18 protein-coding genes are annotated in these 22,515 nt (G+C 41.5%); 5 read left to right on the forward strand and 13 right to left on the reverse strand.

From position 1 onward, the window contains the following. Positions 1-21 precede the first annotated feature (21 nt). From essA to NSQ76_RS15650, 6 genes are all read right to left on the reverse strand, one after another. Positions 22-507, reverse strand: coding sequence for a type VII secretion protein EssA (gene essA / locus NSQ76_RS15625; protein ID WP_034668062.1), 486 nt, complete (start codon positions 505-507; stop codon positions 22-24). Further along, positions 497-3,406 (reverse strand): type VII secretion protein EsaA, encoded by a 2,910-nt coding sequence (gene esaA, locus NSQ76_RS15630; protein WP_341054707.1) that lies wholly within the window; start codon positions 3,404-3,406, stop codon positions 497-499. Before esaA ends, essA begins: the two co-directional genes overlap by 11 nt. Beyond that, on the reverse strand, positions 3,403-7,878 hold the full coding sequence (gene essC / locus NSQ76_RS15635) for a type VII secretion protein EssC (RefSeq protein ID WP_025094178.1): 4,476 nt from the start codon (positions 7,876-7,878) through the stop codon (positions 3,403-3,405). Before essC ends, esaA begins: the two co-directional genes overlap by 4 nt. 51 nt (positions 7,879-7,929) lie before the next feature. Beyond that, positions 7,930-9,243 carry a type VII secretion protein EssB gene (gene essB / locus NSQ76_RS15640; protein ID WP_025094177.1) on the reverse strand — a complete coding sequence of 438 codons (1,314 nt, stop codon included), beginning with the start codon at positions 9,241-9,243 and terminating at the stop codon, positions 7,930-7,932. Positions 9,244-9,258: 15 nt separating this feature from the next. Continuing rightward, on the reverse strand, positions 9,259-9,498 hold the full coding sequence (locus NSQ76_RS15645) for an EsaB/YukD family protein (protein ID WP_003213579.1): 240 nt from the start codon (positions 9,496-9,498) through the stop codon (positions 9,259-9,261). A 95-nt stretch (positions 9,499-9,593) separates the two neighbouring features. Then, a complete protein-coding gene (locus NSQ76_RS15650; protein ID WP_003213769.1) occupies positions 9,594-9,887 on the reverse strand; it encodes a WXG100 family type VII secretion target in 294 nt (97 codons plus the stop codon). Between the two features lie 406 nt (positions 9,888-10,293). Between NSQ76_RS15650 and NSQ76_RS15655 the strand changes: the two genes are divergently transcribed. The 3 genes from NSQ76_RS15655 (at position 10,294) to NSQ76_RS15665 (ending at position 13,483) form a co-directional block, all read left to right on the forward strand. After that, positions 10,294-11,523 (forward strand): PucR family transcriptional regulator, encoded by a 1,230-nt coding sequence (locus tag NSQ76_RS15655; RefSeq protein ID WP_024423341.1) that lies wholly within the window; start codon positions 10,294-10,296, stop codon positions 11,521-11,523. Between the two features lie 110 nt (positions 11,524-11,633). After that, entirely contained in the window at positions 11,634-12,770 is a 1,137-nt protein-coding gene (ald, locus tag NSQ76_RS15660) for an alanine dehydrogenase (RefSeq protein WP_025094176.1), read from the forward strand. A gap of 116 nt (positions 12,771-12,886) precedes the next feature. Continuing rightward, positions 12,887-13,483, forward strand: a complete 597-nt coding sequence (locus NSQ76_RS15665) for a biotin transporter BioY (protein WP_034622146.1) — start codon at positions 12,887-12,889, stop codon at positions 13,481-13,483. A 38-nt stretch (positions 13,484-13,521) separates the two neighbouring features. Here the strand turns inward: NSQ76_RS15665 and NSQ76_RS15670 are convergent, their stop codons facing one another. The 3 genes from NSQ76_RS15670 to NSQ76_RS15680 form a co-directional block, all read right to left on the reverse strand. Further along, positions 13,522-14,298, reverse strand: coding sequence for a sporulation protein (locus tag NSQ76_RS15670; RefSeq protein ID WP_135032733.1), 777 nt, complete (start codon positions 14,296-14,298; stop codon positions 13,522-13,524). A 159-nt stretch (positions 14,299-14,457) separates the two neighbouring features. Beyond that, complete coding sequence (locus NSQ76_RS15675) at positions 14,458-15,786, reverse strand: Na+/H+ antiporter family protein (protein ID WP_024425962.1); 1,329 nt, start codon at positions 15,784-15,786, stop codon at positions 14,458-14,460. A gap of 341 nt (positions 15,787-16,127) precedes the next feature. Continuing rightward, positions 16,128-17,618 carry a leucyl aminopeptidase gene (locus NSQ76_RS15680; protein ID WP_024423346.1) on the reverse strand — a complete coding sequence of 497 codons (1,491 nt, stop codon included), beginning with the start codon at positions 17,616-17,618 and terminating at the stop codon, positions 16,128-16,130. A gap of 324 nt (positions 17,619-17,942) precedes the next feature. On the opposite strand from NSQ76_RS15680, the gene NSQ76_RS15685 reads away from it, so the two are divergent. Next, entirely contained in the window at positions 17,943-18,419 is a 477-nt protein-coding gene (locus NSQ76_RS15685) for a divergent PAP2 family protein (protein WP_024423347.1), read from the forward strand. Positions 18,420-18,459: 40 nt separating this feature from the next. Here NSQ76_RS15685 and NSQ76_RS15690 read toward each other — a convergent pair whose 3' ends face one another. From NSQ76_RS15690 to NSQ76_RS15705, 4 genes are all read right to left on the reverse strand, one after another. After that, positions 18,460-19,104, reverse strand: coding sequence for a 3D domain-containing protein (locus NSQ76_RS15690; protein ID WP_024423348.1), 645 nt, complete (start codon positions 19,102-19,104; stop codon positions 18,460-18,462). 99 nt (positions 19,105-19,203) lie between these two features. Further along, positions 19,204-19,524, reverse strand: coding sequence for a YuiB family protein (locus NSQ76_RS15695; RefSeq protein WP_024423349.1), 321 nt, complete (start codon positions 19,522-19,524; stop codon positions 19,204-19,206). A gap of 81 nt (positions 19,525-19,605) precedes the next feature. Next, on the reverse strand, positions 19,606-19,731 hold the full coding sequence (locus NSQ76_RS15700) for a YuiA family protein (RefSeq protein ID WP_157834354.1): 126 nt from the start codon (positions 19,729-19,731) through the stop codon (positions 19,606-19,608). 135 nt (positions 19,732-19,866) lie between these two features. Then, entirely contained in the window at positions 19,867-21,084 is a 1,218-nt protein-coding gene (locus NSQ76_RS15705) for an NAD(P)/FAD-dependent oxidoreductase (RefSeq protein ID WP_024423350.1), read from the reverse strand. A 391-nt stretch (positions 21,085-21,475) separates the two neighbouring features. Between NSQ76_RS15705 and yumC the strand changes: the two genes are divergently transcribed. Then, on the forward strand, positions 21,476-22,474 hold the full coding sequence (yumC, locus tag NSQ76_RS15710) for a ferredoxin--NADP reductase 2 (protein WP_024425964.1): 999 nt from the start codon (positions 21,476-21,478) through the stop codon (positions 22,472-22,474). Positions 22,475-22,515 lie beyond the last annotated feature (41 nt).

Below are 22,515 nucleotides of genomic sequence, written 5' to 3' on the forward strand. Positions count from 1 at the left end.
GCCTCTATTAAAAGAGACAGACTATTTCTTTTCAGCCTTCACATTCACCTTTGGAATCAGGATGATCATCACAACGAGACCAAGGGCTATCAAGAAACCAAAGATAATCGGAAGCAGTGCCGATGTCTGCTTCTCATGTTCATCCTCAGAAGGTGCTGATACAGCCGAATCACTAAAAGAGATATTCATTTCTTTCATCATACGAGCTGGTGTTTTGGGCGGGTTCTCCTTTAGATCACTAAATAGCTGCGGAGAAAGAGATCCCCCCGGGGCTTTAGGCGGTTTAGCAAAATGAATGTCTGTTTTGATTTTTGATGTCGTTTTGCTTTGTTCGTATTTCGTTTGATCCCTCAATATACTCGAGTTAATATTGAGTTCCTTTTCCTGATATTCATTCGGCTTGACATTCGTATCCGTATCTTCACCAGCAGCGAAAGCAGCAGGGATGAGGAGAAAAAGGGAAACGGCAGCGAGTGCCGTCCCTTTCACGAATAGATTAAGCTTCATGAGTCACATCACGTTCCTCTGTTTTATCTTTCCATAGCTTTTTCACAAGCGGTACGACCATGAAAAGAACAGTTAAAATCACTAACCCTGTGACGCCCATTCCAAAGGTGTCTCCATTTCCATATTGAATCGACAGGTACACGTCTGTCACTGGATTGGTAAAGTGGAAATTCGGCATCACCAAATCAATTAACGGTGCGACAAAGAAGAAAATCAGCGCTGTTGCTGCCATCCACCCGGCAATAGAACCGAATAGGAAAGCCGTGCGAATAAAGGCAGAGCACGCCACTAATAACAAAATGGTGAAGATCGACCATTGAATGGCTTGATCATCTGCAAGTTTGTAAATGTTCAGTCCAAACAAGCTGATCATGAGTCCGACTAATAGATTCAAGATGCCAAACAGCGCACCTTTGACCAGCATCGGAGCTGACGCATAATACGAGCTGAAAAAGCCAATTAACAAACTGCTGATCATCACAATGACCAAAATGACGACCGGCGGTACGGTCTGCGTTTTTTCTTCCGGCACATCGCCGCTGATTTTCAGCGGATTGGCTAAATGGTTATACACATAGTTACTGTTGCCTTGATCACTTAATGTATTTCCTAAAATACCCTTTAAATCTTGCTGAACAAGCTTTGTAGAGTCGACATTCTTGCTCCAGTTTTCATTCAGCGTATCTGCTTTTTCTTGAACTGTTGTGACACTCTCTTCAATGTTATTCGTATAATCCGCCACCCCTTTTTGGCGGTCGGTTAACGAACTCATATTTTCAGAAAGACGAAGCACTTCCTGACCAATTGAATCCTGTGCACTGACAACAATTGAACTGCCTGCAAGGTCTGCTGTATACACCGCATCTCCTTGATCAGCCATTTGCTTAGCTACATTGTCCGCACTTTCAGAAATTGTCTGTAATTCCTGTTCCATGCTTGCCTGCTGAGTCGTAATGTACTCCGCATAACCATCTGAAAACTTCTGCATCTCATCAATAAAAGTAGACACATCATCGTTTGATGTCAGCATCTGGTTTTTGAGCTTATCCCAGTTTTCTGTTTCTTCTTTTTTGATGGAGAGGATGGATTGGATTTCATCTGGTTTGGTGTCGACCAAAGAAGAAGGATCCTTCTCTTGATAGAAGCTGTTAAGTAATGCTTCATAATGTACTAATTCATTTGAATACTTTAATAATTCTGATGCATTTTCTGATTTTGTATTAAAATCCCTAAGTTTATCCATTTTCGATGTATATTGATTTAATGGAGATTGAGTTGTTTCTATTCGTTCTAATTTTCTTGTAATAGCAGATTCTTGTTTGATGATGGATTTCTTTATATCACTTATGTTTTTATTGTTGCTAGTTTCTATTCTTATTATTTTTTCTTCTAGTTTATCTATTTTATCTGTTAAAGATTTTAATACTTTACTCAAAAGATCGACTTTTCCTTGTAATTGATCATTATGAGCTGTGGTTTTCTCCTCGATATTCTTTTTCACTTCTTCTAATTTTAGGGACAGTGCTTTTAGTTGCTCTTTTGATTGAACTGACGTTGATTTGGTTTCCCCAGTTTGTTCTGGATTTTCTTCACCATTTTCTGGAGTAGGTGGCGTTTCTTCATTTCCAGACAAATCATCTGCCACTTGATTTATTTCTGTTGAGATTTCAGTTAATTTCTTCGTCTCTTCTTCAAGATCGATTTTCAAATCGTCTGTCGAGTCTTGCGGATCTTCATCTTGATTATTCGAATCCTCATTCGGATCCTCTTTCGGTTTCTCTGCTTCAAGCAATGCCTTTCTTGAAGTTTTCAATTGCTCTTGCAACGGAGTAATTTTATCCCCTATGTATGCAAGATATTGAGCTTCATAATTTCTAATCAGTTCTTCCTGAGACGTCTTCACAAGTTCCTTTAACCCCGTGGATTGCTTAGGAATAACGTCTTCTCTCGACTTTTGAACAGATTGGATGGCGCTGTCCGTTGTTTTCAGCTGACTTTGTACCCCGTTGATGTCTGTTTTGAGTCCGCCCATTTGATCACTAAAGCTGCGGGCATTTTGGTTTTGAATGTCAGCGAGTTGTTTGAGCCCTTGCTGGATTTGCTTTTGGCTTGTTGATTGCGCTTTGATCAAGAGATCCTTTTGTTTATCTTGATACTGCTGGTATTGATCGACTGCTTTCACAAAGTCCTTTAATTGGTTCTTTGCTTCTTCTGTTGTACTCAAGCCGTCTTTATATTGTTTCTGTGAATCGGCCATCGCATTTTTTAATTCTTCTATTTGTTTCTTCTGCTGCTGGACGGCATCTGATAGTTTGTTTGAGTTCGGTTTATAGAAGTTGTACATCGTGTTTTGGAATTCGACTTCTTTGCCGACAATATGCTCAAATTCTTCTCTCACATTGCCGATTTCCTGTGATACAAAACTCCAGTATAGCGTCGACATCTGTTCATTCATTTTCTTTTGGGCATTTTCCAGCTCTCTTTGCACTTTCTCTTTATTGACTGCATTGAGCTGATCTTGAATTGAAAATTGAATGGACGCCTTTTCAGGATGGTCTTTATCATAGCTCAGCACATTTTTAGAGAAATCAGACGGAATATAAAGGACAGCGTCATATTTTCTGTTTTTCAGTCCATTTTCCGCCGCACTGCGATTCACTACAGTCCATGTATAATCAGGACGTTCTGACAATGCTGCCACAACATCCTGTCCGAAACGAGCCGTGTTTTCACTCTCGCTCGCTCCCATATCCTCATTGACCACCGCAATATTTCGTGTCGCATTCTTCTTCTGTTTTGCCGGGTCATCTCCAATCAGGTGGAAAAATAAAACCGGCAGCACAAGAATCAATATCATGGTGGAGATGATTTTGATGGAGCTTTTTTGCTGCTCTGTCATTGAACACTCTTCCTTTCTACCGCACATAAAGGAACCTGGATTTTCTTCTCTTTTCCGTTTTCAACCAAATACCCGAAGCCTGGCTGAATCTCTGGTTCCTGTCTTGCATACGGAAGCGGTATGATGTTTTGCTCTGATTTTTTCATGAGTAACATAGCATGACGAACTTGTTTGATTTCGTTTGTGAGTGCATCATAGCCCTTACTGAACTCGGTATGATTCCCTGATGCAATCAGGCTGAAGCCTAAGTGTGCATATGACTTCATGAAATCAGCTAATTGATCTTGAAGACGCGGATCGATCGTCTGCTGAAAACGCGTAATGCCATCAATCACAAGCACAATTTGAGGAAATGACAGCTGATCGGTCTCCCCTTGGCGCACAGCTTCGACATACATTTCTTCCCGCACCTTAAATATGCGGTCCATTTCTTCTGCCCATTCGGTGATATCATCTTTTGTTTCAAGGTAATCAATGTTCTCTTCTTTTGCATAATGGGATAGACCTCGATCAATTGAATCAAAGACAGCCAGCTTTTCAGGCTTTGCCACTAAAAGCTGATCGAGCATCAGTTTTGTCACATTTGTTTTCCCGCGCTGCGTTTGACCGATAATGAGGCAATGTTTATTCTTTTTCAAGTCAAAATAAACAGGTGCCACAGATTCCTCATCTAATCCGACTGGAATGTCATAAGGCGGTTTTTGTTCATCTAAACGACTCTCAAGCTCCCAAACTGTCAGCTTATCAGGAAGCATTGGCACAGGCTTTGGTTTTTCGGATGCTTCAAAGCGGTCATGAAGAAGCTGTATCTCCTGTTTCAAATGCTCAAACAATTCGAGATCGTTCTCTCCTTCAACTGGCAGGAACATTTGCGCAAAATAAAGCTCTTCTTTGTTAATAATGACTCGGCCTGGGATCGGCTCTAAGCTGAATTTCGGTCTGCCAATAATCGAGTACGCCTCTCCTTGATCCATTAAGTAATGGACAATCTTCGTTTTCAGATTGTTCATCAGCGATTGACGCACTGCATTTACCCGGGTTGCTGTAATCAAGAAGTATATACCTAGTGATTGTCCGTCACGGCTCAGCTGAATAAATTCAGATTCGAGCTCATGCATTTCGTCTTTGACAATGTCAAAGTTGTCAATCACGATAAAAATGAATGGAAGCTTTTTCTCATTTAAGGCATTGTACATTTTGATATGACTCATTTCTTGCTGTCTGAATAAGCGCTTGCGATATTCAACCTCTTCCCGCAGACGCTTCATTGATTTTTGAATCTTTCTCATCTGATCCATTAAGAAATAATCCGCCGTATGCGGCAGTTTAGCTAACGGAAGCAATGTTCCGTTTCCGAAATCATAAATATATGCGTGCCATTCTTCAGGTGAATACCTCTCCGCAAAGCTCATCAGCAGTGTTGTGGCAGCAAGTGATTTGCCGTAGCCGGAGGAACCGAAGATGCCAATGTTCCCATCTTCCATCATTTGATAAGAAAGTGGATGCTGGCTTTGCTGATCTGGTTCATCGACAAGCGCAAAATGGAAGACATGCTCTTCACTCGACGCATAACGTGTTTTTGGAATACGTTCCTCAAGCGGTGGAAGCCATGGACTTGGCAGCTTCTCGATTCCAAGCTCTTGCTGCATACGTTCAATTTCATCCACAACAGCGGAAATCTCCGTCACTGTCTCTTTTTTCACTGCTGGCTCTGTGCTTACTCCTGATAACGGAATAAGACCAGTATCTGTCACAATGGCAATGTCATCTTCTGAGCCGTAGCCATCTTCCATATATGGTGCACCGCTCCAAGCCGATTGGAACAATTCATAAATTTCATTGTTGCCCACTTGTAAATAACCGCGGCCTGTGACGGTAATGGACGCTGCATCACTATTTTTCAAAATTTCCTTACTGTCTGACGCATCTTGTACTTTTAGTGCGACCTTAAAACGGGAGTTACTCCAAATCTGATCATCAATGACCCCGCCTGGCTTTTGGGTAGCCAAAATGAGATGGACCCCGAGGCTTCGGCCAATACGTGCAGCGCTGACAAGCTCCCTAATAAAGTCTGGCTCTTCACTTTTTAATTCAGCAAACTCATCAGAGATTAAGAACAAGTGAGGCATTGCCTGCTCAGCCTTTTTCTCCTTGTAGAGCTTCGTATAATCATTGATATGATTCACATGATACTGATCAAACAGCCGCTGCCTTTTCTTCAATTCACTTTTAATTGAGGCAAGCGCTCTTTCACTAAAGTTCTTGCTGCCTTCAATATTGGTGATCGTTCCAAGTAAATGAGGAATATTTCGAAACGGCTGCGCCATTCCGCCGCCTTTATAGTCAATCAACAGAAAAGCAACTTCATGCGGGTGAAAATGTACAGCGAGCGATAAAATATACGTCTGTAAAAATTCACTTTTCCCTGATCCCGTTGTTCCCGCCAACAGTCCGTGCGGGCCGTGCGCTTTTTCATGCAGGTTCAGATCGACAATGTCGTTTTTCCCTTTATAACCAATTGGCACAGATAATGATTTGGCCGTTTCTGAAGTCAGCCATTTTTCACGAATGCCAATGTCATCTACCTGTTTGGCATGGAAAAGATCAAGGAATGAGACCGTCTCAGGAATCGAATTGGTCATACCGACTTGATGATCTAATGTTCTCAGTGTTCTGGCAAACAGTTCATTGTCCCCGCGCTGATGTGTATCAAGCTGAAACGGAATTCGTACTGCCTTCTTGTGCTGAATGAGAATATCTCCTTCTTCTTCGTTAATATAACGGACAAGCGTCGAAATATTTTCAGCTAAGCTTTCCTTTGTTTCTGCTGCAAAGATGATGGAGATACCAAGGTCTGTCCGGCTGCCTTCTAAGTATTCTAAAATCACATGCTCGGCAATGAGCTCATGATTTGTCACGATAAACACAAAATGAGGCGTAAAGATTTTCTTCTCTTTTTCTTCTTCTAAATCACGCTCACGTAAAATTTCATAAATAGAGGACAACAGCTGATCGCGTGTTTGTTCGTTGTAAATAAACCCTTTGCCATATGTATGAGGCAGCTGGAAGTGTGGAAGCCATTTCATCCATTCCCAATTCTCATACTCCTGCTCATGAAAGATAAAGACAAATCTCAAATCGTGATAGCTGTGCGAGAAAGCAAGCTGTCCAACTAGCTGATGAAGCTCATTTTTCACAATCGCAGGCTTCCCTATTAATCCTGTTGGACCATCCGCAAGACCGAATGTAATCGGGACATTCTTCACTTCACGATATACTTTTTGCATGTGCTGCGTTTGTTCCATTAAGTCATCAACATCCCGGTTGGCCATATCGCCGCCGCTCATCGATAATTCATAGCTTGATGGGACTGCGCCTGTTCCAAGACGCAGGTGCAAGAAGTCGTCACTCACAAGCGTCTTTTCCCAAATGCGTCCGCTGATTTCTGATGTTAAATACTTCATTTTTTCAAATGACGGATAATGATACGTCAAAATATATTGCTGGCGGTCATACAGCTCCTGCAGCTCTTTCCGTTTATTTTCTAAATAAAGAGAATAGACACGCTGCCGCTTCTCTTCTCGTCTTTTGCGCTGTGATTTTTCCTTAAAGTATTGAACGGACGATGTAATTAACGTCATGATAAACATCGCCATTGACACGATAATAAAGATTCCGCGCGGCTGGATAAGGGCAACAATCCCCATCACAAGGAGCATCACAAGCGGCGGAAGGACAACAAGCCAAAGCCCTCTGCTGTTATTTTCACTCTCCTGCGAAGGAAAGCTAAAGGATACCCGGTCATCTGGCAAATCATAAATCAAACGCGGTGTACGTCTGTATGAAGGGTATTTTTGTTTTGTTTCTGTACTTGGCGGTCTTGTTTTTTCCAAACGTGTATGAAAGGGTTCGTAAGCTGTCACCTGTAATAAATCATCATCTTTAAATGTCACCGTTAGAAAGTTCCAGAACAGCTCATCTCCTGCATAAATCTTCTCTGGACCATGGATTTTCTTTCCGTTCACGTAAATCATCTCGTCCTGAGGCATGACATACCATGTTCCTTCGATTTTCTCTAAAGTGAACTGGCTGGCATCTTGAAACATGGAATGAGCTTGTTCTTTCCACACATCAATCTCATCTTTCTCTTCACGTGAAAAAGACAGCTCCACTCTATTTCCTAGGTAATAAATATATTGATCGTGATGTGCATCCATTAAAATAAGTGTGAGTGAACCAAGCTGATATGGTTCATGTGGAAGTAATTTGCCTTTCTTCTCATCTCCCTGATAAATAGTAAAACCATCATTCGGTTCATCAGGAGATAAACGAATGACCCCTTCATCAAACGAAAGTGAAGGGATTGTCACCGTATGCTCTATTTCAGGTCCAATCAGAGCTTCTCGATTGAACTGCTCATCTAAACGGACAGTTTGATAATCCTCCTCATAAAAAACCCAAAGAAGACTCAAACGCTCCACCTCCTCATGGGACAGCACCAACTGTCAGTTGTATCGAAAGAATTATTTTTTCTCATCTTTTTTTGTCTGAGAGGTTTTCTTTTTCGCTTCAGATTCTTTCTCTTTTTTCTCTTGATCGGCTTTTGACTGCTCTTTTTGTTCAGCTGTTTCATCTGTTTGGCTTGCGTCTGAGGAGTCACTTGTGCTTGTCTCGGTTGTTTCTTTTTCTTCATATTTCGCCATTTCCTTAATGATCGGATCTAGCTGTTTTTGTTTTTCTTCAGCAGAAAGGCTGTCATCGTTTTGAATTTCATTGCGGTAGGCGACGAGTGCCGTAAATATGTACCTGTCGTCTCCAAGCACCCGTGCAATATCAAGTGCTTCCTTGCTATTGCCTTGTCCAATATGAATCCAGAATAGAAAGTATTGCGGATCTGTCTGCAATGTGTACGTTTCTGTGATTTCTTTTTTATGCTGATCAAGCAACAAACTGCCTTGGTTCGTTTGTACATACGAAATGGCCAGTTCATATTGTAGAGAGACTGGCATTTTATTGGCTGGATATTTCTCTAACGTATCCACCACTTGACTGTACTGTTTGTTGAGATAATATTTGTTTGCCTCGACGTACGCTTCTTGTTTTGGCATGGCAAAAAAGAAGGTGTAAATGGTGTACACCAATGCAGGGATTAACAGGACAAGCAGACCTAATCCGATGTATCGCTCGATCTTCCATTTCTTTTTAGGAATGGTTAAGAGCGTTTTTTCTTTCGCATCGATTGCTTTGATCTTTTGCTCAATCAAAGCTGACAATTCTTCCAGCGACTTCGTTTCACTAATTTCTTTTGCCAGCTCCGATAATTTCAACGTTTCATTGTAAGCCACATATTCTTGAAATTGATATTCATGGTCAACCACTCGAAGAACGACAGCCTTGACCTCTTTTAACAGGCGATGCTCATCGGTTTCATATGGCGGGATGCTTTCTTTGACTCCATAATGCAAAAATGCAGGAGCTAAGCCTTGATGAAAAACAATGTTTTCAGGAGAAACAATAGGATGCAGCCGCTTCACGTCGTGTTTAAGAACTGCATCGACAAGCTGGTATGAAAAAATCCATTTGCTTTTTTCATCCTTTGCATGGATGAAACGAAATTCCTGATAGGCAGGAGGCGGTTGTATAGAAATGATGACCTCATCTTCAGTTAATTGGATCTCTTTCTGAAATGAAGGATTGATGTCTTTGATCGGTGCCGCTTCTAAACCGTCTAAGAGTTTAATCGTCTCTTTTTGAAAAATAAAGGTATAGGTGCCTCCCTCTTTTTTCATGACTGCTTCTAATTGTTCTTCTAAATAGGAACTCTTTTTATCTGCCATTTTACAAAAGTCCTTTCATAGTATTTCCAGCCTGTCTCCTGTGGTAATTCCACAGTCTGACAGCTTATATTCGCCTGAAAACACAGCTTTCTTATTGACTACCCGCACCCATCCGCCTTCTCGCTTTGGAAGTGAGATTTGTTTTGCCTGCCAGGCGATATGGATGACTTGTTTAATATGTAAATAATTTGATAGTCTCAAATCAAACACACTGCCATCATAATTTTTTAAGTCGATGGTAATATCGATATACACAAATTTCCACCTCACAAAATAGAAAGAGCGCCGGCATCCATTGACAGACTCGGCGCTGTTTCTGCTTTTCACACTTAGAAAGGAAATCCCTTTGATTAGCCGCGGATTTGGCTTGCGATGTCTTGGTCAGTGCTTTCAAGTGTATTTGCCGTTTGATCAAGCTGATTGCTGACATCTGTTAATAGATCAGACATTTTGATAAATGAAGGCTTAAGCTGTTCGTATTGATCAGCAAATGCTTCACTAGAAGCACCTTCCCACATTCCTTTTAAATCAGAGATCATTCTATTTAGACGATCAACTTGGTTTAACACTTCTTGACTTTCAACACCATATTGCTTAGCGGTCGCTCTTAGTTCTTCTGGGGTTACGCGAATAATTCCTGACATATTCCTCATTACCTCCCGTGCATAGCCGCCATATAATGGGCTAATCCACTTATTTTTTGACGTTATTATTATAAAAACAGAAATGATACACAGTCAAACAAATCTGTTTTTATTTTACAAAATGAGTCTATAGAATTACTGTTTTTTCGCTTTTTATCTATTATTTAACAGTTTTTTGGTCATATATTCATAATAAGTATCCACCTGCTTCGGTGGATCTTTCCGCCTATTGATTTTTTACTATGTTATTATTGTACTATTTCTTTTTCAGCGTGCTTCAACATGCATTTACTTGCTTCTCACACTTTTTGTTTTTTTAAGTTTATGGCAGTTTTTTGTTGATTTACGTACCTCATTCTCTTCATAATGTAAGTACGTGAAATATTCGAAAAAGCAGGGGTTTTTTATGACAAAAAAGACAGATCCGTTTAAGTATAGTCTTGATCGTTTAGAGGATGTGGCAGACCAAATTAGTGATGTGCTCAATTGCCCTATTACTATAGAAGATACTCATCATCGATTATTGGCATATAGCACACACAATGATTTTACTGATCCCGCCAGAACTTCAACCATTATCTCCCGCCGGGTACCGGAAAAAGTCATTAATCGGCTTTGGAAGGACGGCATCATTCCTACCCTCCTTAAAACAGACGAACCGCTTCGTGTCCCTCAAATTGCAGAGGTGGGTTTATCTAGCAGGGTCGCCATTTCGATCTGGAAGGACAAAGAAGTGCTCGGATTTATTTGGGCGATTGAATCCGCACAGCCTTTTTCAGAAGAAGAAATGGACCTTCTCAAAATGGCAGCGCATGCCGTGAAAAACAAATTACTCAATTTACAAATTCGAAAAACGAAAACAGAAGAACGTAATCAGGAGCTTTTCTGGAAGATGCTCACAGGTCATATTCATGAAAAGGATGAGATGCTTGACCTATTTTTAAGGCTTGGCATCAGATGTCCAGACACATATGCCATCATCATCTTCCGTCTTCGTGACGAACTCACAGAGGAGACAGAAAAAAAGCTGTCCTATCTGCTTGAAACAACACAGCAAGTACAGGTACTGTTAACGACTGTTGATTTTCACGAATTCATTATTCTTGTCTCACCAAAAACAGAACATCCGCTTCAAGATATTAAGCAATTCACAAGCGGCATGCTGCAGCAACTTGCGGACCGGTATCATATTCAGCATGTTCAGGCAGCAATTGGAGGAATTTACGATAACATCTCTCAAATTCAGCCTTCCTATAAAGAAGCACTGGCTGTATTAAAGACGAAAGAACGCTTTCCAGTTGAAACTGAACGTTTAAACAGCTTTTCTGAACTAGGCATTTATCAATATCTTGATGTGCTTGCTGAGAAGCGAAAGGGCTCTTCTTACTCCAGTTACTCTTTATCAAAGCTGGAGGATTACGACCTGAGGCATCATTCCAACCTTGTCGAAACCCTTGAGCGGTTTATTGACTGTGACAGCAATGCCAATATTGCCGCAAAGCAATTAAACATCCACATCAATACCTTAAATTATCGATTAAAACGGATTACAGACATCGCAGAAATTGATTTAAAAAACATGAATGAGAAAATGACCATCTACCTTGATATGAAGCTAAAAAACGTCCATTTGTGAAATTTCACAAAGAGGCGTTTTTTTATTTTTTATTTCAACCGAAGAATTTTCTAAACTTTCCGGATACACTAGACATACAATATCAATAGATAAGCATAGGAGGAATAAACATGATCATCGGCATTCCGAAAGAAATTAAGAACAATGAAAACCGAGTGGCTTTAACACCAGGAGCAGCTTCTCAATTGCTTTCAGCTGGACATCAGATTTTAATTGAAACAAACGCTGGTTTTGGAAGCGGATTCACTGATGACGATTATGTATCTGTTGGTGCAGAGATTCTTGATCAGGCGAAAGATGTATGGGCATCTTCTGATATGATCATGAAAGTAAAAGAACCATTACCTGAGGAATATCCTTATTTCAGAGAAGGACTCATCTTATTTACGTACCTGCATCTAGCCGCAGAGCCCTCCTTGGCTGAAGCATTAAAACAAAAAGGCGTTACAGCCATTGCTTACGAAACAGTAACGGACGGAAAAACACTCCCTCTTCTCACACCAATGTCTGAAGTAGCAGGCAGAATGGCCGCTCAAATTGGGGCTCAATTTTTAGAAAAGCCAAAAGGCGGAAAGGGTATTTTACTTGCAGGTGTACCAGGGGTATCAAGAGGAAAGGTCACCATTATTGGGGGCGGTGTTGTTGGAACAAACGCAGCGAAAATGGCGATCGGACTTGGCGCAGATGTCACCCTAATTGATGTAAACGCAGAACGCCTGCGTCAGCTGGACGACCAATTTGGCCATCAAATGAAAACGTTAATGTCCAATCCTGTCAACATTGCAGATTCAGTCAGTGAGGCAGACCTTCTCATTTGTGCGGTGCTGATTCCTGGTGCCAAAGCACCGACGCTTGTGACAGAAGAAATGGTGAAACAAATGAAGCCTGGTTCTGTCATTGTGGATGTAGCGATTGATCAAGGCGGCATTGTCGAAACCATTGATCACATCACAACCCATGATCAGCCTACTTATGAAAAACACGGCATTTTACATTATGCTGTCGCTAATATGCCAGGCGCGGTTCCGCGGACATCAACTGTTGCTCTAACGAATGTCACTGTTCCATATGCGCTGCAAATTGCGAATAAAGGCGCTGCAAAAGCTATTAGAGAAAACAATGCCATCGCAGAAGGTGTCAATGTGATGAACGGACATATCACGTACGAAGCGGTCGCTCGTGATCTCGGCTATGATTACGTACCTGTCAGCAAAGCCATCGATGCCTCTTTTATGACCGAAGCTTAATCAGCTACCCGCCCTATTGATGGGCGGGTTTTATTGTTAACCTAAAATAAAAACAAGTTGACAAAAATCCTTCTTCCCCTTAATCTATTTGTACAGATAAGACAGGGGGAAACATCATGCAAAAGAAGACAAGAACTGTTGACTTTGTGCTAGTGGGAATGTTTGCTGCACTCATGGCTATCGGAGCCAATATCACATCCATTGTGCCATTTTTACAGGTCGGCGGAATTCCACTTACGATGCAGCCGTTTTTTTGTGTGCTTGCTGGTCTCTTACTCGGCAGACGGCTTGGCGCATTAGCTATGATTGTCTATGCCTTGGTTGGAATTGCTGGTGCACCTGTATTCGCCCAGTTCTCTGCGGGCTTTGGGGTCATTTTAGGCAAAAGCGGCGGCTTTGTATTATCATACATCCCTGCTGCCTGGCTTGCCGGATTCATTCTAGAAAAAAGAAAAAACCCTGGCTTTGGCCGCTTTTTGCTTGCAGCCATTGCTGGTACGACCGTGATGTATGTGATCGGAACGACCTATACATACCTCGCATTAAATGTATGGCTCAATGCACCGATTTCCTATCAAACCACATGGTTCTTTATGATCTGGTTTATGGTAAAAGACTACGCATTGACTATATTACTTGCGATGCTGGCACCTAAAATTTATCGCTCTGTATCCAAAGCCACATCCTTTCGAAAACAAGAAGCTGTATCATAGAAAAAAGAGCCTGTCTTCATTCAGGCTCTTTTTCATCATTACTCAGCGTATTGATCTATGATTTCTTCCAGCATTCCTTCAAGCACTTCTACATTTTCAAGATCTGATGGACTGAAGCGGTAGCGTACAAGCTGTTCCCCATCATTATACATCTCCTCAAGCCAGCCTCTCAGGCCTCTTGCTCTACGGTCGACTTCGAAAACAATGTCTAATCCGCCTTCATCTATCAGAAAAATCAGCTCTAACTCATCAAGCATATAGCGATAGTAGTCTGATGTCGGAATGAACTCGAATTCTTGGACGAATGGCAGGCGCCGCTGGAAGTAAGGTGCTTGCTCACAGTCTGCTTCGTTCAGGTGGAAGCCTAGATTTCTAGTGGCCTCCAGTACATTTCTCACCCAAGGGTGTGCTTCAACGAAAATGCGGTCATAGTCAGATTTATCGATTCCGCCTTGGATATCAAGGTCTGTCTCCACTGCAATTTCAACTTTTCCGATCGTCATCGGGGTATCGATAGGAAGAATAAAAGAAAACGGAAATTCATGCTTTTCTCCAGGCTGGATGGTAAAAGAATCCGCCACCCGTACAGAATGGATGTTTGCATATTTTCTACGCTCTTCATCATCTTTTACAATCACATACTGTGTTTCAATTTTAACATTGATATGGCGGATTTCCTGAGCAATTTTTCCGCCCTTTACATGGACAGTTCCCTTTACTTCTTGTCCTGGATAATAAGCATTTTTCTCTAAAATGGTATCTACTTTTGCCGCACCAATTCCTGCACTTGCCGCTAGCTTTTTAAAAAATGACATGTCCCATCTTCCCCTTTTCATTTTTATCAGCATATATACGTAAGATAGAGAAAGAAAGATTCATTTAATTCATACTTTTGTCCTAATTATTTTTTCATCTGCGAACAACAAAAAAGCTTATAGAAAAAACATCATTGTTTTCTCTACAAGCTTTTCATTTTACAGAATAATCGCCGCCAGCCAGCCGAACAGAACAAGCGGAATATTATAATAGATAAAAGTCGGGACACAAGTTCCCCAAATGTGGTGATGCTGTCCATCCATATTCAATCCAGATGTTGGTCCAAGCGTACTGTCACTTGCAGGTGAACCTGCATCTCCAACAGCCGCAGCAGAGCCAATAATGGCAATGGTAGCCATTGGACTAAAACCTAAGTGTAAGCAAAGTGGAACAAAGATGGTTGTTATAATCGGAATCGTTGCAAATGATGATCCGATTCCCATTGTCACAAGCAGACCAACGAGCAGCATTAAAATCGCCGCAAGACTCTGGCTGTTTCCGATAAATTGGGAAGATGCTTTGACAAGAGATTCAATGTCTCCTGTTTTTGTTAAAACATTGGCAAACCCAGCCGCAACAAGCATGACAAAACCGATAAATGCCATCATATTCATTCCAGATGTAATCAGTTCATCTGCTTCATCCCGTTTCATCATTCCAGTCACAAACAAGACAAGCAGTCCTGCGAGTGCACCGAAGATCATTCCTTCCACACCAAGGCTTTGTGATAGATAAAGCTGGACAATCAACGAAACGAGAATAGCAAGACCGGCAAAGAATAAGCTTTTTTTCGTATAAGCCGATTTCTCTACATCTGTAATTTCACGATTCTCATATACCTTCGGCTTTCGATATACAAAAATGGAAACGATCAAGCCAAGAACCATCCCTGCTACAGGAATCAGCATCGCATACGGAATATCTGCTAAGTTTACAGTCAGACCCGCTTCCTTCATATTGTCACGAAGCATTCCGTGGAAAATCTGTCCAAAACCGACTGGAAGTAATATATATGGTGCAGTGAGTCCGAAGGTAATGACACACGCTAGCAGTCTGCGGTCAATCTGAAGCTCGTTAAACACCTTTAATAACGGCGGAATGAGGACTGGGATAAAGGCAATGTGAACAGGAACGACGTTCTGTGAAAAACAGGACACGATCAAAATGACAAGAACGATGAGCACTTTTGATAGTGTTTTCCGTCTTGAATCGCCTTCTTTTCCTAGAAGCTTTACTGCTCCTTCAACCATAGCATCTGGAAGACCTGTTTTCGTCAGTGCCGCAGCAAATGCTCCTAATAACGCATAACTAATCGCCACTGTTGCATTTCCTCCGAGTCCGTCCGTAAAGGCGTCCACTGTTCCTCCCAAGCCTAATCCACCTGCAAGTCCGCCAGCTAAAGCGCCTATGGCCAGCGCAATCACGACATTGACCCGCAGCAAGCTTAATATCAACATTAAAACAACCGCTAAAACAACTGCATTCATGGTGAAACCCCCGAAATCCTTTAGTTTACTAATGTAGTAGATAATTAAAGTACCAACGTATGTTACCATAGAAAAAAAACTTCGTCAAATGGCGTATGTCCTACATAAAAAAGCTCTGCCACTTGGCAGAGCCCAGCGTGTAGACAAACCCTCGCATTCTTTGTCAGTCCTGCGTGCTGGTGCTCACGAATGTCAAATTCGCTCCGCTCCAGTACTCGTCCTTCCTAGACTTCAAAGGTTTTCTATCACGCTGAAAAGAAAAAGACAAAGAGCTAAAATAAAGTTCATTTTAGCTCTTTGTCAACAATCTGAAGCCCTGCCACTCGGCAGAGCCTTCTCCTTTATTTTGTTCCTTCAAATCGTTCCACAAATGTTGCGAGTGATCTCACCATCACACCTGTTGCCCCTGTTGGTCCAAAGCATGAAGGTTTTTCTGTTGTTGCAGTTCCTGCAATATCTAAGTGAACCCAAGGCGTCTCCTCTGCGAATTCGCCAATGAAAGCACCTGCCATGATCGCATGACCATCACGGCCTGGTGAGTTATTGAGATCCGCCATTTTGCTGTTTCGTACTCGTTTCTTATCTTTTTCCGTGATTGGCAGCTGCCAGATCATTTCACCGCATTCTTCTGATGCTTCTTTAAACTGAGCGTACAGCTCATCGTTATTGGTCATCGCGCCTGTTGTCTCATTTCCAAGCGCCACAATGACACCGCCTGTTAATGTGGCCACATCTACAAGGACAGAGGCACCATGCTGCTTCGCATATGTCACCCCATCTGCTAAAACAAGACGGCCTTCTGCATCCGTATTGAGCACTTCGATTGTTTTACCGCTTAGTGACACAATCACGTCGTCCGGCTTCATAGCGTCTGCCGAGATCATATTATCGGTTGAGGCGATGACCGCAATGACATTTTGCTCTGGGCGAAGTTCGCCAATGATTTCCATTGCGCCTAGAACAGAGGCTGAGCCGCCCATATCTGTTTTCATGCCAACCATACTCGCTCTTGGCTTTAAAGAATAGCCGCCGGTATCATACGTGATGCCTTTACCGACAAGGCCGATGACGTCTGTCCATTCTTCCTTGCCTTGATATTTCAATACGATGAGTTTTGGCGGTTCTGTTGAGCCTCTATTGACGGCTAAAATACCGCCCATTCCGAGCTCTTCCATTTGTTCTTTATCTAAAATTTCAATCTCAAATTCATATTTATATGCAAGCTCTGCCGCATACGAAGCCAGATCAGAGGATGTGAGCATGTTTGGCGGCATATTCACAAGGGTACGGGCCGAATTGACTGACTGTCCGTACACTTCGCCGACTTTCAAACTCGCCTGAATTTCAGCTTGATCATGCTCTGTCGTTGCATAAACAAACTCGATAAAACGATCCGGTTCATTTGTTTTATGTTTAAAATCCTGTAATTCATATGTAGCTAAAAGGCAGCTTTCAGAAAGGGCATGGGCTGCATCTTGAGCAGGCAGATCCTTTCCAATAAACGTATCCAGCAAGACAGAAACCGCTTGCTTTTTATCTTGATGAAGCTTTTTGAATAAATGGGCAAACACTTCTTTTGCCTCTTCAAACGTGTAATCTGATTCCTTCCCAAGCCCGACAAAATAAATGCGTTTGATGCCTGTTTCAGGGGATGGGAAAAATTTCGAAAGCTGATTTCGTTTGGATGAAATGTCGCCTTCTTTTAATAATTCAGTGATTCTTCCTTCAAGTAATTCATCCATTTCTTTTGCTTTTCCTGATAATTGGCTCTTTTGAAAAAGTCCGATCGCCAGTGTATCTTTATGCTGCAATTCATTTGTCGAGAAAAACATATTTATCACACGCTCCTTAATGAACTCCATTTTTCACATTGGAACTTCTATTATATCAAAATTTGCGTGCCTATACGATCATTGCCAGTCTGTCTTTACTTGATGAACATTTATATTTTCACACGCGGAAGGGCATCATGAAAAAGCGGCGAAAACCTGTGCAGCCTGTCCTTGTTCTCCTCGTTCCACATCTACTTTCTTTAATGTTATAATGAACATGGACTTGGCAGCATTTTTTACTGCTATCATTTTTTCATCATACTAGGATTTTTAGTCCATCATTTCGCACGATATTTTTTCTTAAAGAGAGGATGTTTCTTGTTCATGAGCGTACTGACGAATTTTCCGCTGCTTGCCAGCCTTGCAGCCATCTTTTTTGCTCAATTTGTAAAAGTACCGATTCAATTTATCATTTCTAGACGACTAGATTGGTCGCTCATTACAAGCACAGGCGGAATGCCAAGTTCACACTCCGCAGCAGTAACAGCACTCTCAACAGCAGTGGCTTTAGAGCACGGGCTAGATACATCTATCTTTGCCATTTCCGCCATCTTTGCCATTATTACGATGTTTGATGCAACAGGCGTTCGCAGACAGGCAGGAGAACAGGCGACTGTTCTCAACAAGCTCGTAACAGATTTTAACCGATTTGTTTCCGAAGCAAAGAATTTCCCTAATGCGGAAGAAAAAGAAAAGCAAAAGAAATTAAAAGAGCTTCTTGGTCATAAGCCGATTGAAGTCTTCTTCGGCGGCTTAACAGGGATCTTGCTGACACTCATCTTAGATTATTACTTCATGTAGAAGCGAAAAAGCTTTGGACCTTAAACGGCCCAAAGCTTTTTTATTCTTTATTGGCTTGAAACTGCTGACGGAATACTTGCATCGATTCTGCTTCATTAAGCTGATTTAAGTCTTTTTCCGTTAACGTCCCTTCACCCTTTTTGATGATATACACATCGAGCACTTTTTTACCCCATTCTCTATACACATCATCAACGGTTTCATAGTATAAATCAAGCTTATGACCTTTAATGGCTTTCCCGGTATCTGCAACCACACCGTAGCCATAGTTTGGGATAAACAGCACCGTTCCAATCGGAAAAACAGATGGGTCGGCTGCCACTGTTGAGTATAAATCACGTTTCACTTTGACGCCTGAATATGTAATGCCATATGCATGATGTTCCTTCGTTTTGCCTGTTGATTCCACACCTGCTGTATAGCCGGTTGCAACAACTTTCTGTTTCGGGTAATCGTTCCAATTAAACGCTTCTTCGAGAGAAACAGCCCGCGAATCTTCACTTTTGAGTGCGATCGTTTCCCTTTTTTGCTGCTGAAAAAAAGAAGATACTTGCTTGCCCGCATCGGTTTTTTTCACCCATACAGCTAAATCACTTGGTTCGACTCCAGATATGCCCGTAAAGCTTGTCAAAAGTGCAAGCATGAATAGGGCGGTCATGAACAATCGTTTCATCCATGTTTTCATCTCTATTTGTCACTCCTCTACCCATCTATTTGTTTCCAAACAAAATGGAAACTATGCAAAGGAGAAACAAAAAAACCCACTTGCGTGTCCACAAGTGAGTTAAAACATTTGATACCCTCTTTTTCGAAGTGCATTAATGACAAAACCTGATGTGATTGCACCGATCAGGCCGCTTAATAAGATGATGATATCTGCCGCAGCGAGTGAGACGATCCGGTCTCCTATTCCTGAAAAAGCAGTGCCAGGCTCTCTTACATAAGCGATCATCTTTTGATTGTTAATAATGAAAAGGCATACAATTGGATATAAAATAGCCATAATCCATGACATTCTCAGTAGCATATTGAGCAAAAAGCCAATGCCGAAGAATAACACGAAAAATAAAATAACTGAAATGATAACGACTGGTAAACTGATCACTTCATCTCCACCCCCAAATATCCCATCATTAGTTTAACTTGGAAATAGAGATGAAGTCAATCAATGGAAAAAGCAGATCGATTAACGCTTCTTTCCTGTCCCTTTACATTCCTCACACGTTTCAGATCCGCCGAGCAATAGCTGAAAATACCCTTTTCCTGAACAATATTGACAGATTGATGTTTTTTCCTTTGTTTGTGCATTCATATTGCTCACTCCTTAATCTAAATTTTCTGATAATTCATCATAACATATTTTGCCGTCAATGACCAAGTGAGAAAATATACCACAACTTATAAAAAAACGTGTATCACGAGGATACACGTTTTTGTCTATGATGGTTTAGAAGAACTTGAATTTTCCTTTTTTCAGAACAAGTCCTGGTCCGCCAACCATGAATAAAGAACGGTTGTCGATGATTTTCTTCATTGCAGAAGCTTTTGTTCCTTGAAGTTTTTTACCAAACGCAACACCTACAGCGTCGTGTTCACCAAGAGAAGCAACTGTTCCTTTGATGTCTGGCTTAAAGCTTTCAAGAGAACCGCCTTTTACTAGTGCTGCAAGGTTTTTCGCTACTGTTTCACCTTGCTGCATAGCGATTTGTGCAGTTGGTGGGTATGGACGGTTGATTTCTTCATTGATAATCAATGAACAGTCACCAATGATGAAGACATCATCATTTTCTGGTACACGAAGATCTGGAGAAACTTTTACGCGGCCGCGCATGTTTTCAAAACCAGCTTCTTCAACGATTGGGTTACCGCGTACACCTGCTGCCCAAACAACAGTTGCAGCTTTGATTTCTTCTGTATCATCGTCTTTTCCAACAATGATCCCCTCAGGCGTACATTCTTTGATCGCTGTACCGATTTTGAACTCAACACCTTTACCTTGAAGGTAGTTCATCGCATAGTCGATCAATTCTGGATCGAATCCAGGAAGAGCTGTTGGCGCAGCTTCTACACAGATGATACGCACGTCTTTTTGATCAATGTCATACTCTTTGCAAAGCTCAGGCACACGGTTTCCAAGCTCACCAAGGAACTCAATACCTGTGAATCCTGCGCCGCCGACAACGATTGTCAAACGCTCTGGACGTTTTTCAGCATCCGTATTATACGTCGCAAATTGAAGCTCAATGTGCTCACGAAGCTGACGAGCAGAGTTGATGTTAGAGATTGAGAATGCGTATTCTTTCAGTCCTGCAATACCAAATGTTTCAGGAACAGCACCAAGTGCAACAACAAGGTAGTCATAAGAAAGTTCGCCATCTGATGTCACAACTTTCTTCGCTTCCTTATCAATGCTTTCAACTGTTGCTTGTACAAAGTTGACACGGGAACTGTTAATCACATCTTTGATTTGATAACGACAGCGGTCATGATGAAGAGTACCTGCACTTGCTTCATGAAGCCATGTTGTTTCGTAATGATAATTATGCTTGTTCACAAGAGTAATGTCCGCATCATTTGTGCCAAGCTGTTTTGTTAATCTTGTTACAGTCATTAATCCGCCATAACCTGCACCTAATACAACGATTTTCGGTTTATTCACTGGAATCACATCCACCTTTTTTAAATTTGCTGTAAAACGGATAAAGAATTACATATCGTTATTCTCAACCGCTTTGCGGCATTTTATGAAATTTAAACAAAAAAATAAGTATGTGAAAATCTGAACTTTCACCTACATAAAACGAAAGCATTTGACCGTATCCGACAAAAATTCATAAAAAATTAATATTTAGTTCCCTTAACAATAATAGCGAGTTCTGCTCCAATTTTCAAGGCTTTAAACTGAAAATCCTTATGATAAACGGTCTTTCTCACTTTTTCCTCCTTTCCAAAGCTTCGGCATCAAAAAACGACAAGTTTTTCAAAACAAGTCAAACGACGATATGTGGTATGATATGATATAGTGATAACAATTTTCATTTGGGAGGATTAAAGGAATGCAAGAAGATTCTAAGGTATATGACATTACCGTTATCGGGGGCGGCCCCGTTGGATTGTTTACTGCGTTTTACGGAGGCATGAGACAGGCAAGTGTGAAAATCATTGAAAGCCTTCCTCAGCTCGGCGGTCAACTATCCGCTCTTTACCCTGAAAAATATATTTATGATGTGGCTGGATTTCCAAAAATCCGCGCACAAGAATTAGTTGATAACTTAAAGGAACAAATGGATAAATTTGATCAAACCATTTGCTTAGAGCAGGCAGTTGAAACGGTTGAAAAGCAGGCAGATGGGATCTTTAAACTTGTGACAAATCAAGAGATTCATTATTCTAAAACAATTATCATCACAGCTGGTAACGGTGCATTCCAACCGAGAAAGCTTGAACTTGATTCAGCAGAATCATTTGAAGGAAGCAACCTGCATTACTTCATTAATGACTTGAACCAATTTGCCGGCAGACGTGTTGCCGTTCTTGGGGGCGGAGACTCTGCGGTGGACTGGGCACTTATGCTTGAACCAATCGCAAAAGAAGTATCCATTATTCACCGCCGCGATAAATTCCGCGCACATGAGCACAGTGTAGAAAACCTGCACAACTCGAAAGTCAATGTACTAACACCATATGTACCAACTGAGCTCATTGGTGAAGACCGCATTGAACAAATCGTGCTCGAAGAAGTCAAAGGCGACAAAAAACAAGTGCTTGATGTGGACGACGTGATCGTCAACTTCGGTTTTGTTTCCTCCCTTGGACCAATCAAACAATGGGGCCTTGAAATCGAAAAGAACTCCATCGTGGTGAAATCTACAATGGAAACAAACATTGAAGGCTTCTATGCGGCAGGAGACATCTGTACGTATGAAGGAAAAGTCAAATTGATTGCAAGCGGATTTGGTGAAGCACCAACTGCTGTCAACAATGCGAAAGCTTACATGGACCCGAAAGCCCGTGTACAGCCTCTCCATTCCACAAGCTTATTTGAAAACAAATAAGATCGGATCAAAAAAGGAGTTCCCACTCGCGGAACTCCTTT

This window comes from Bacillus sp. FSL M8-0256, from assembly GCF_038005765.1.
GTDB classification, from domain to species: domain Bacteria; phylum Bacillota; class Bacilli; order Bacillales; family Bacillaceae; genus Bacillus; species Bacillus safensis.

Coding starts and splice junctions, on each gene's coding strand:
- esaA (WP_341054707.1), bottom strand. CDS start 3,406: ATGACAGAGCAGCAAAAAAGCTCCATCAAAATCATCTCCACCATGATA.
- NSQ76_RS15670 (WP_135032733.1), bottom strand. CDS start 14,298: ATGTCATTTTTTAAAAAGCTAGCGGCAAGTGCAGGAATTGGTGCGGCA.
- NSQ76_RS15680 (WP_024423346.1), bottom strand. CDS start 17,618: ATGTTTTTCTCGACAAATGAATTGCAGCATAAAGATACACTGGCGATC.
- ald (WP_025094176.1), top strand. CDS start 11,634: ATGATCATCGGCATTCCGAAAGAAATTAAGAACAATGAAAACCGAGTG.
- NSQ76_RS15700 (WP_157834354.1), bottom strand. CDS start 19,731: ATGAATGCACAAACAAAGGAAAAAACATCAATCTGTCAATATTGTTCA.
- NSQ76_RS15685 (WP_024423347.1), top strand. CDS start 17,943: ATGAGCGTACTGACGAATTTTCCGCTGCTTGCCAGCCTTGCAGCCATC.
- essA (WP_034668062.1), bottom strand. CDS start 507: ATGAAGCTTAATCTATTCGTGAAAGGGACGGCACTCGCTGCCGTTTCC.
- yumC (WP_024425964.1), top strand. CDS start 21,476: ATGCAAGAAGATTCTAAGGTATATGACATTACCGTTATCGGGGGCGGC.
- NSQ76_RS15665 (WP_034622146.1), top strand. CDS start 12,887: ATGCAAAAGAAGACAAGAACTGTTGACTTTGTGCTAGTGGGAATGTTT.
- NSQ76_RS15675 (WP_024425962.1), bottom strand. CDS start 15,786: ATGAATGCAGTTGTTTTAGCGGTTGTTTTAATGTTGATATTAAGCTTG.
- NSQ76_RS15650 (WP_003213769.1), bottom strand. CDS start 9,887: ATGTCAGGAATTATTCGCGTAACCCCAGAAGAACTAAGAGCGACCGCT.
- NSQ76_RS15690 (WP_024423348.1), bottom strand. CDS start 19,104: ATGAAAACATGGATGAAACGATTGTTCATGACCGCCCTATTCATGCTT.
- NSQ76_RS15655 (WP_024423341.1), top strand. CDS start 10,294: ATGACAAAAAAGACAGATCCGTTTAAGTATAGTCTTGATCGTTTAGAG.
- essB (WP_025094177.1), bottom strand. CDS start 9,243: ATGGCAGATAAAAAGAGTTCCTATTTAGAAGAACAATTAGAAGCAGTC.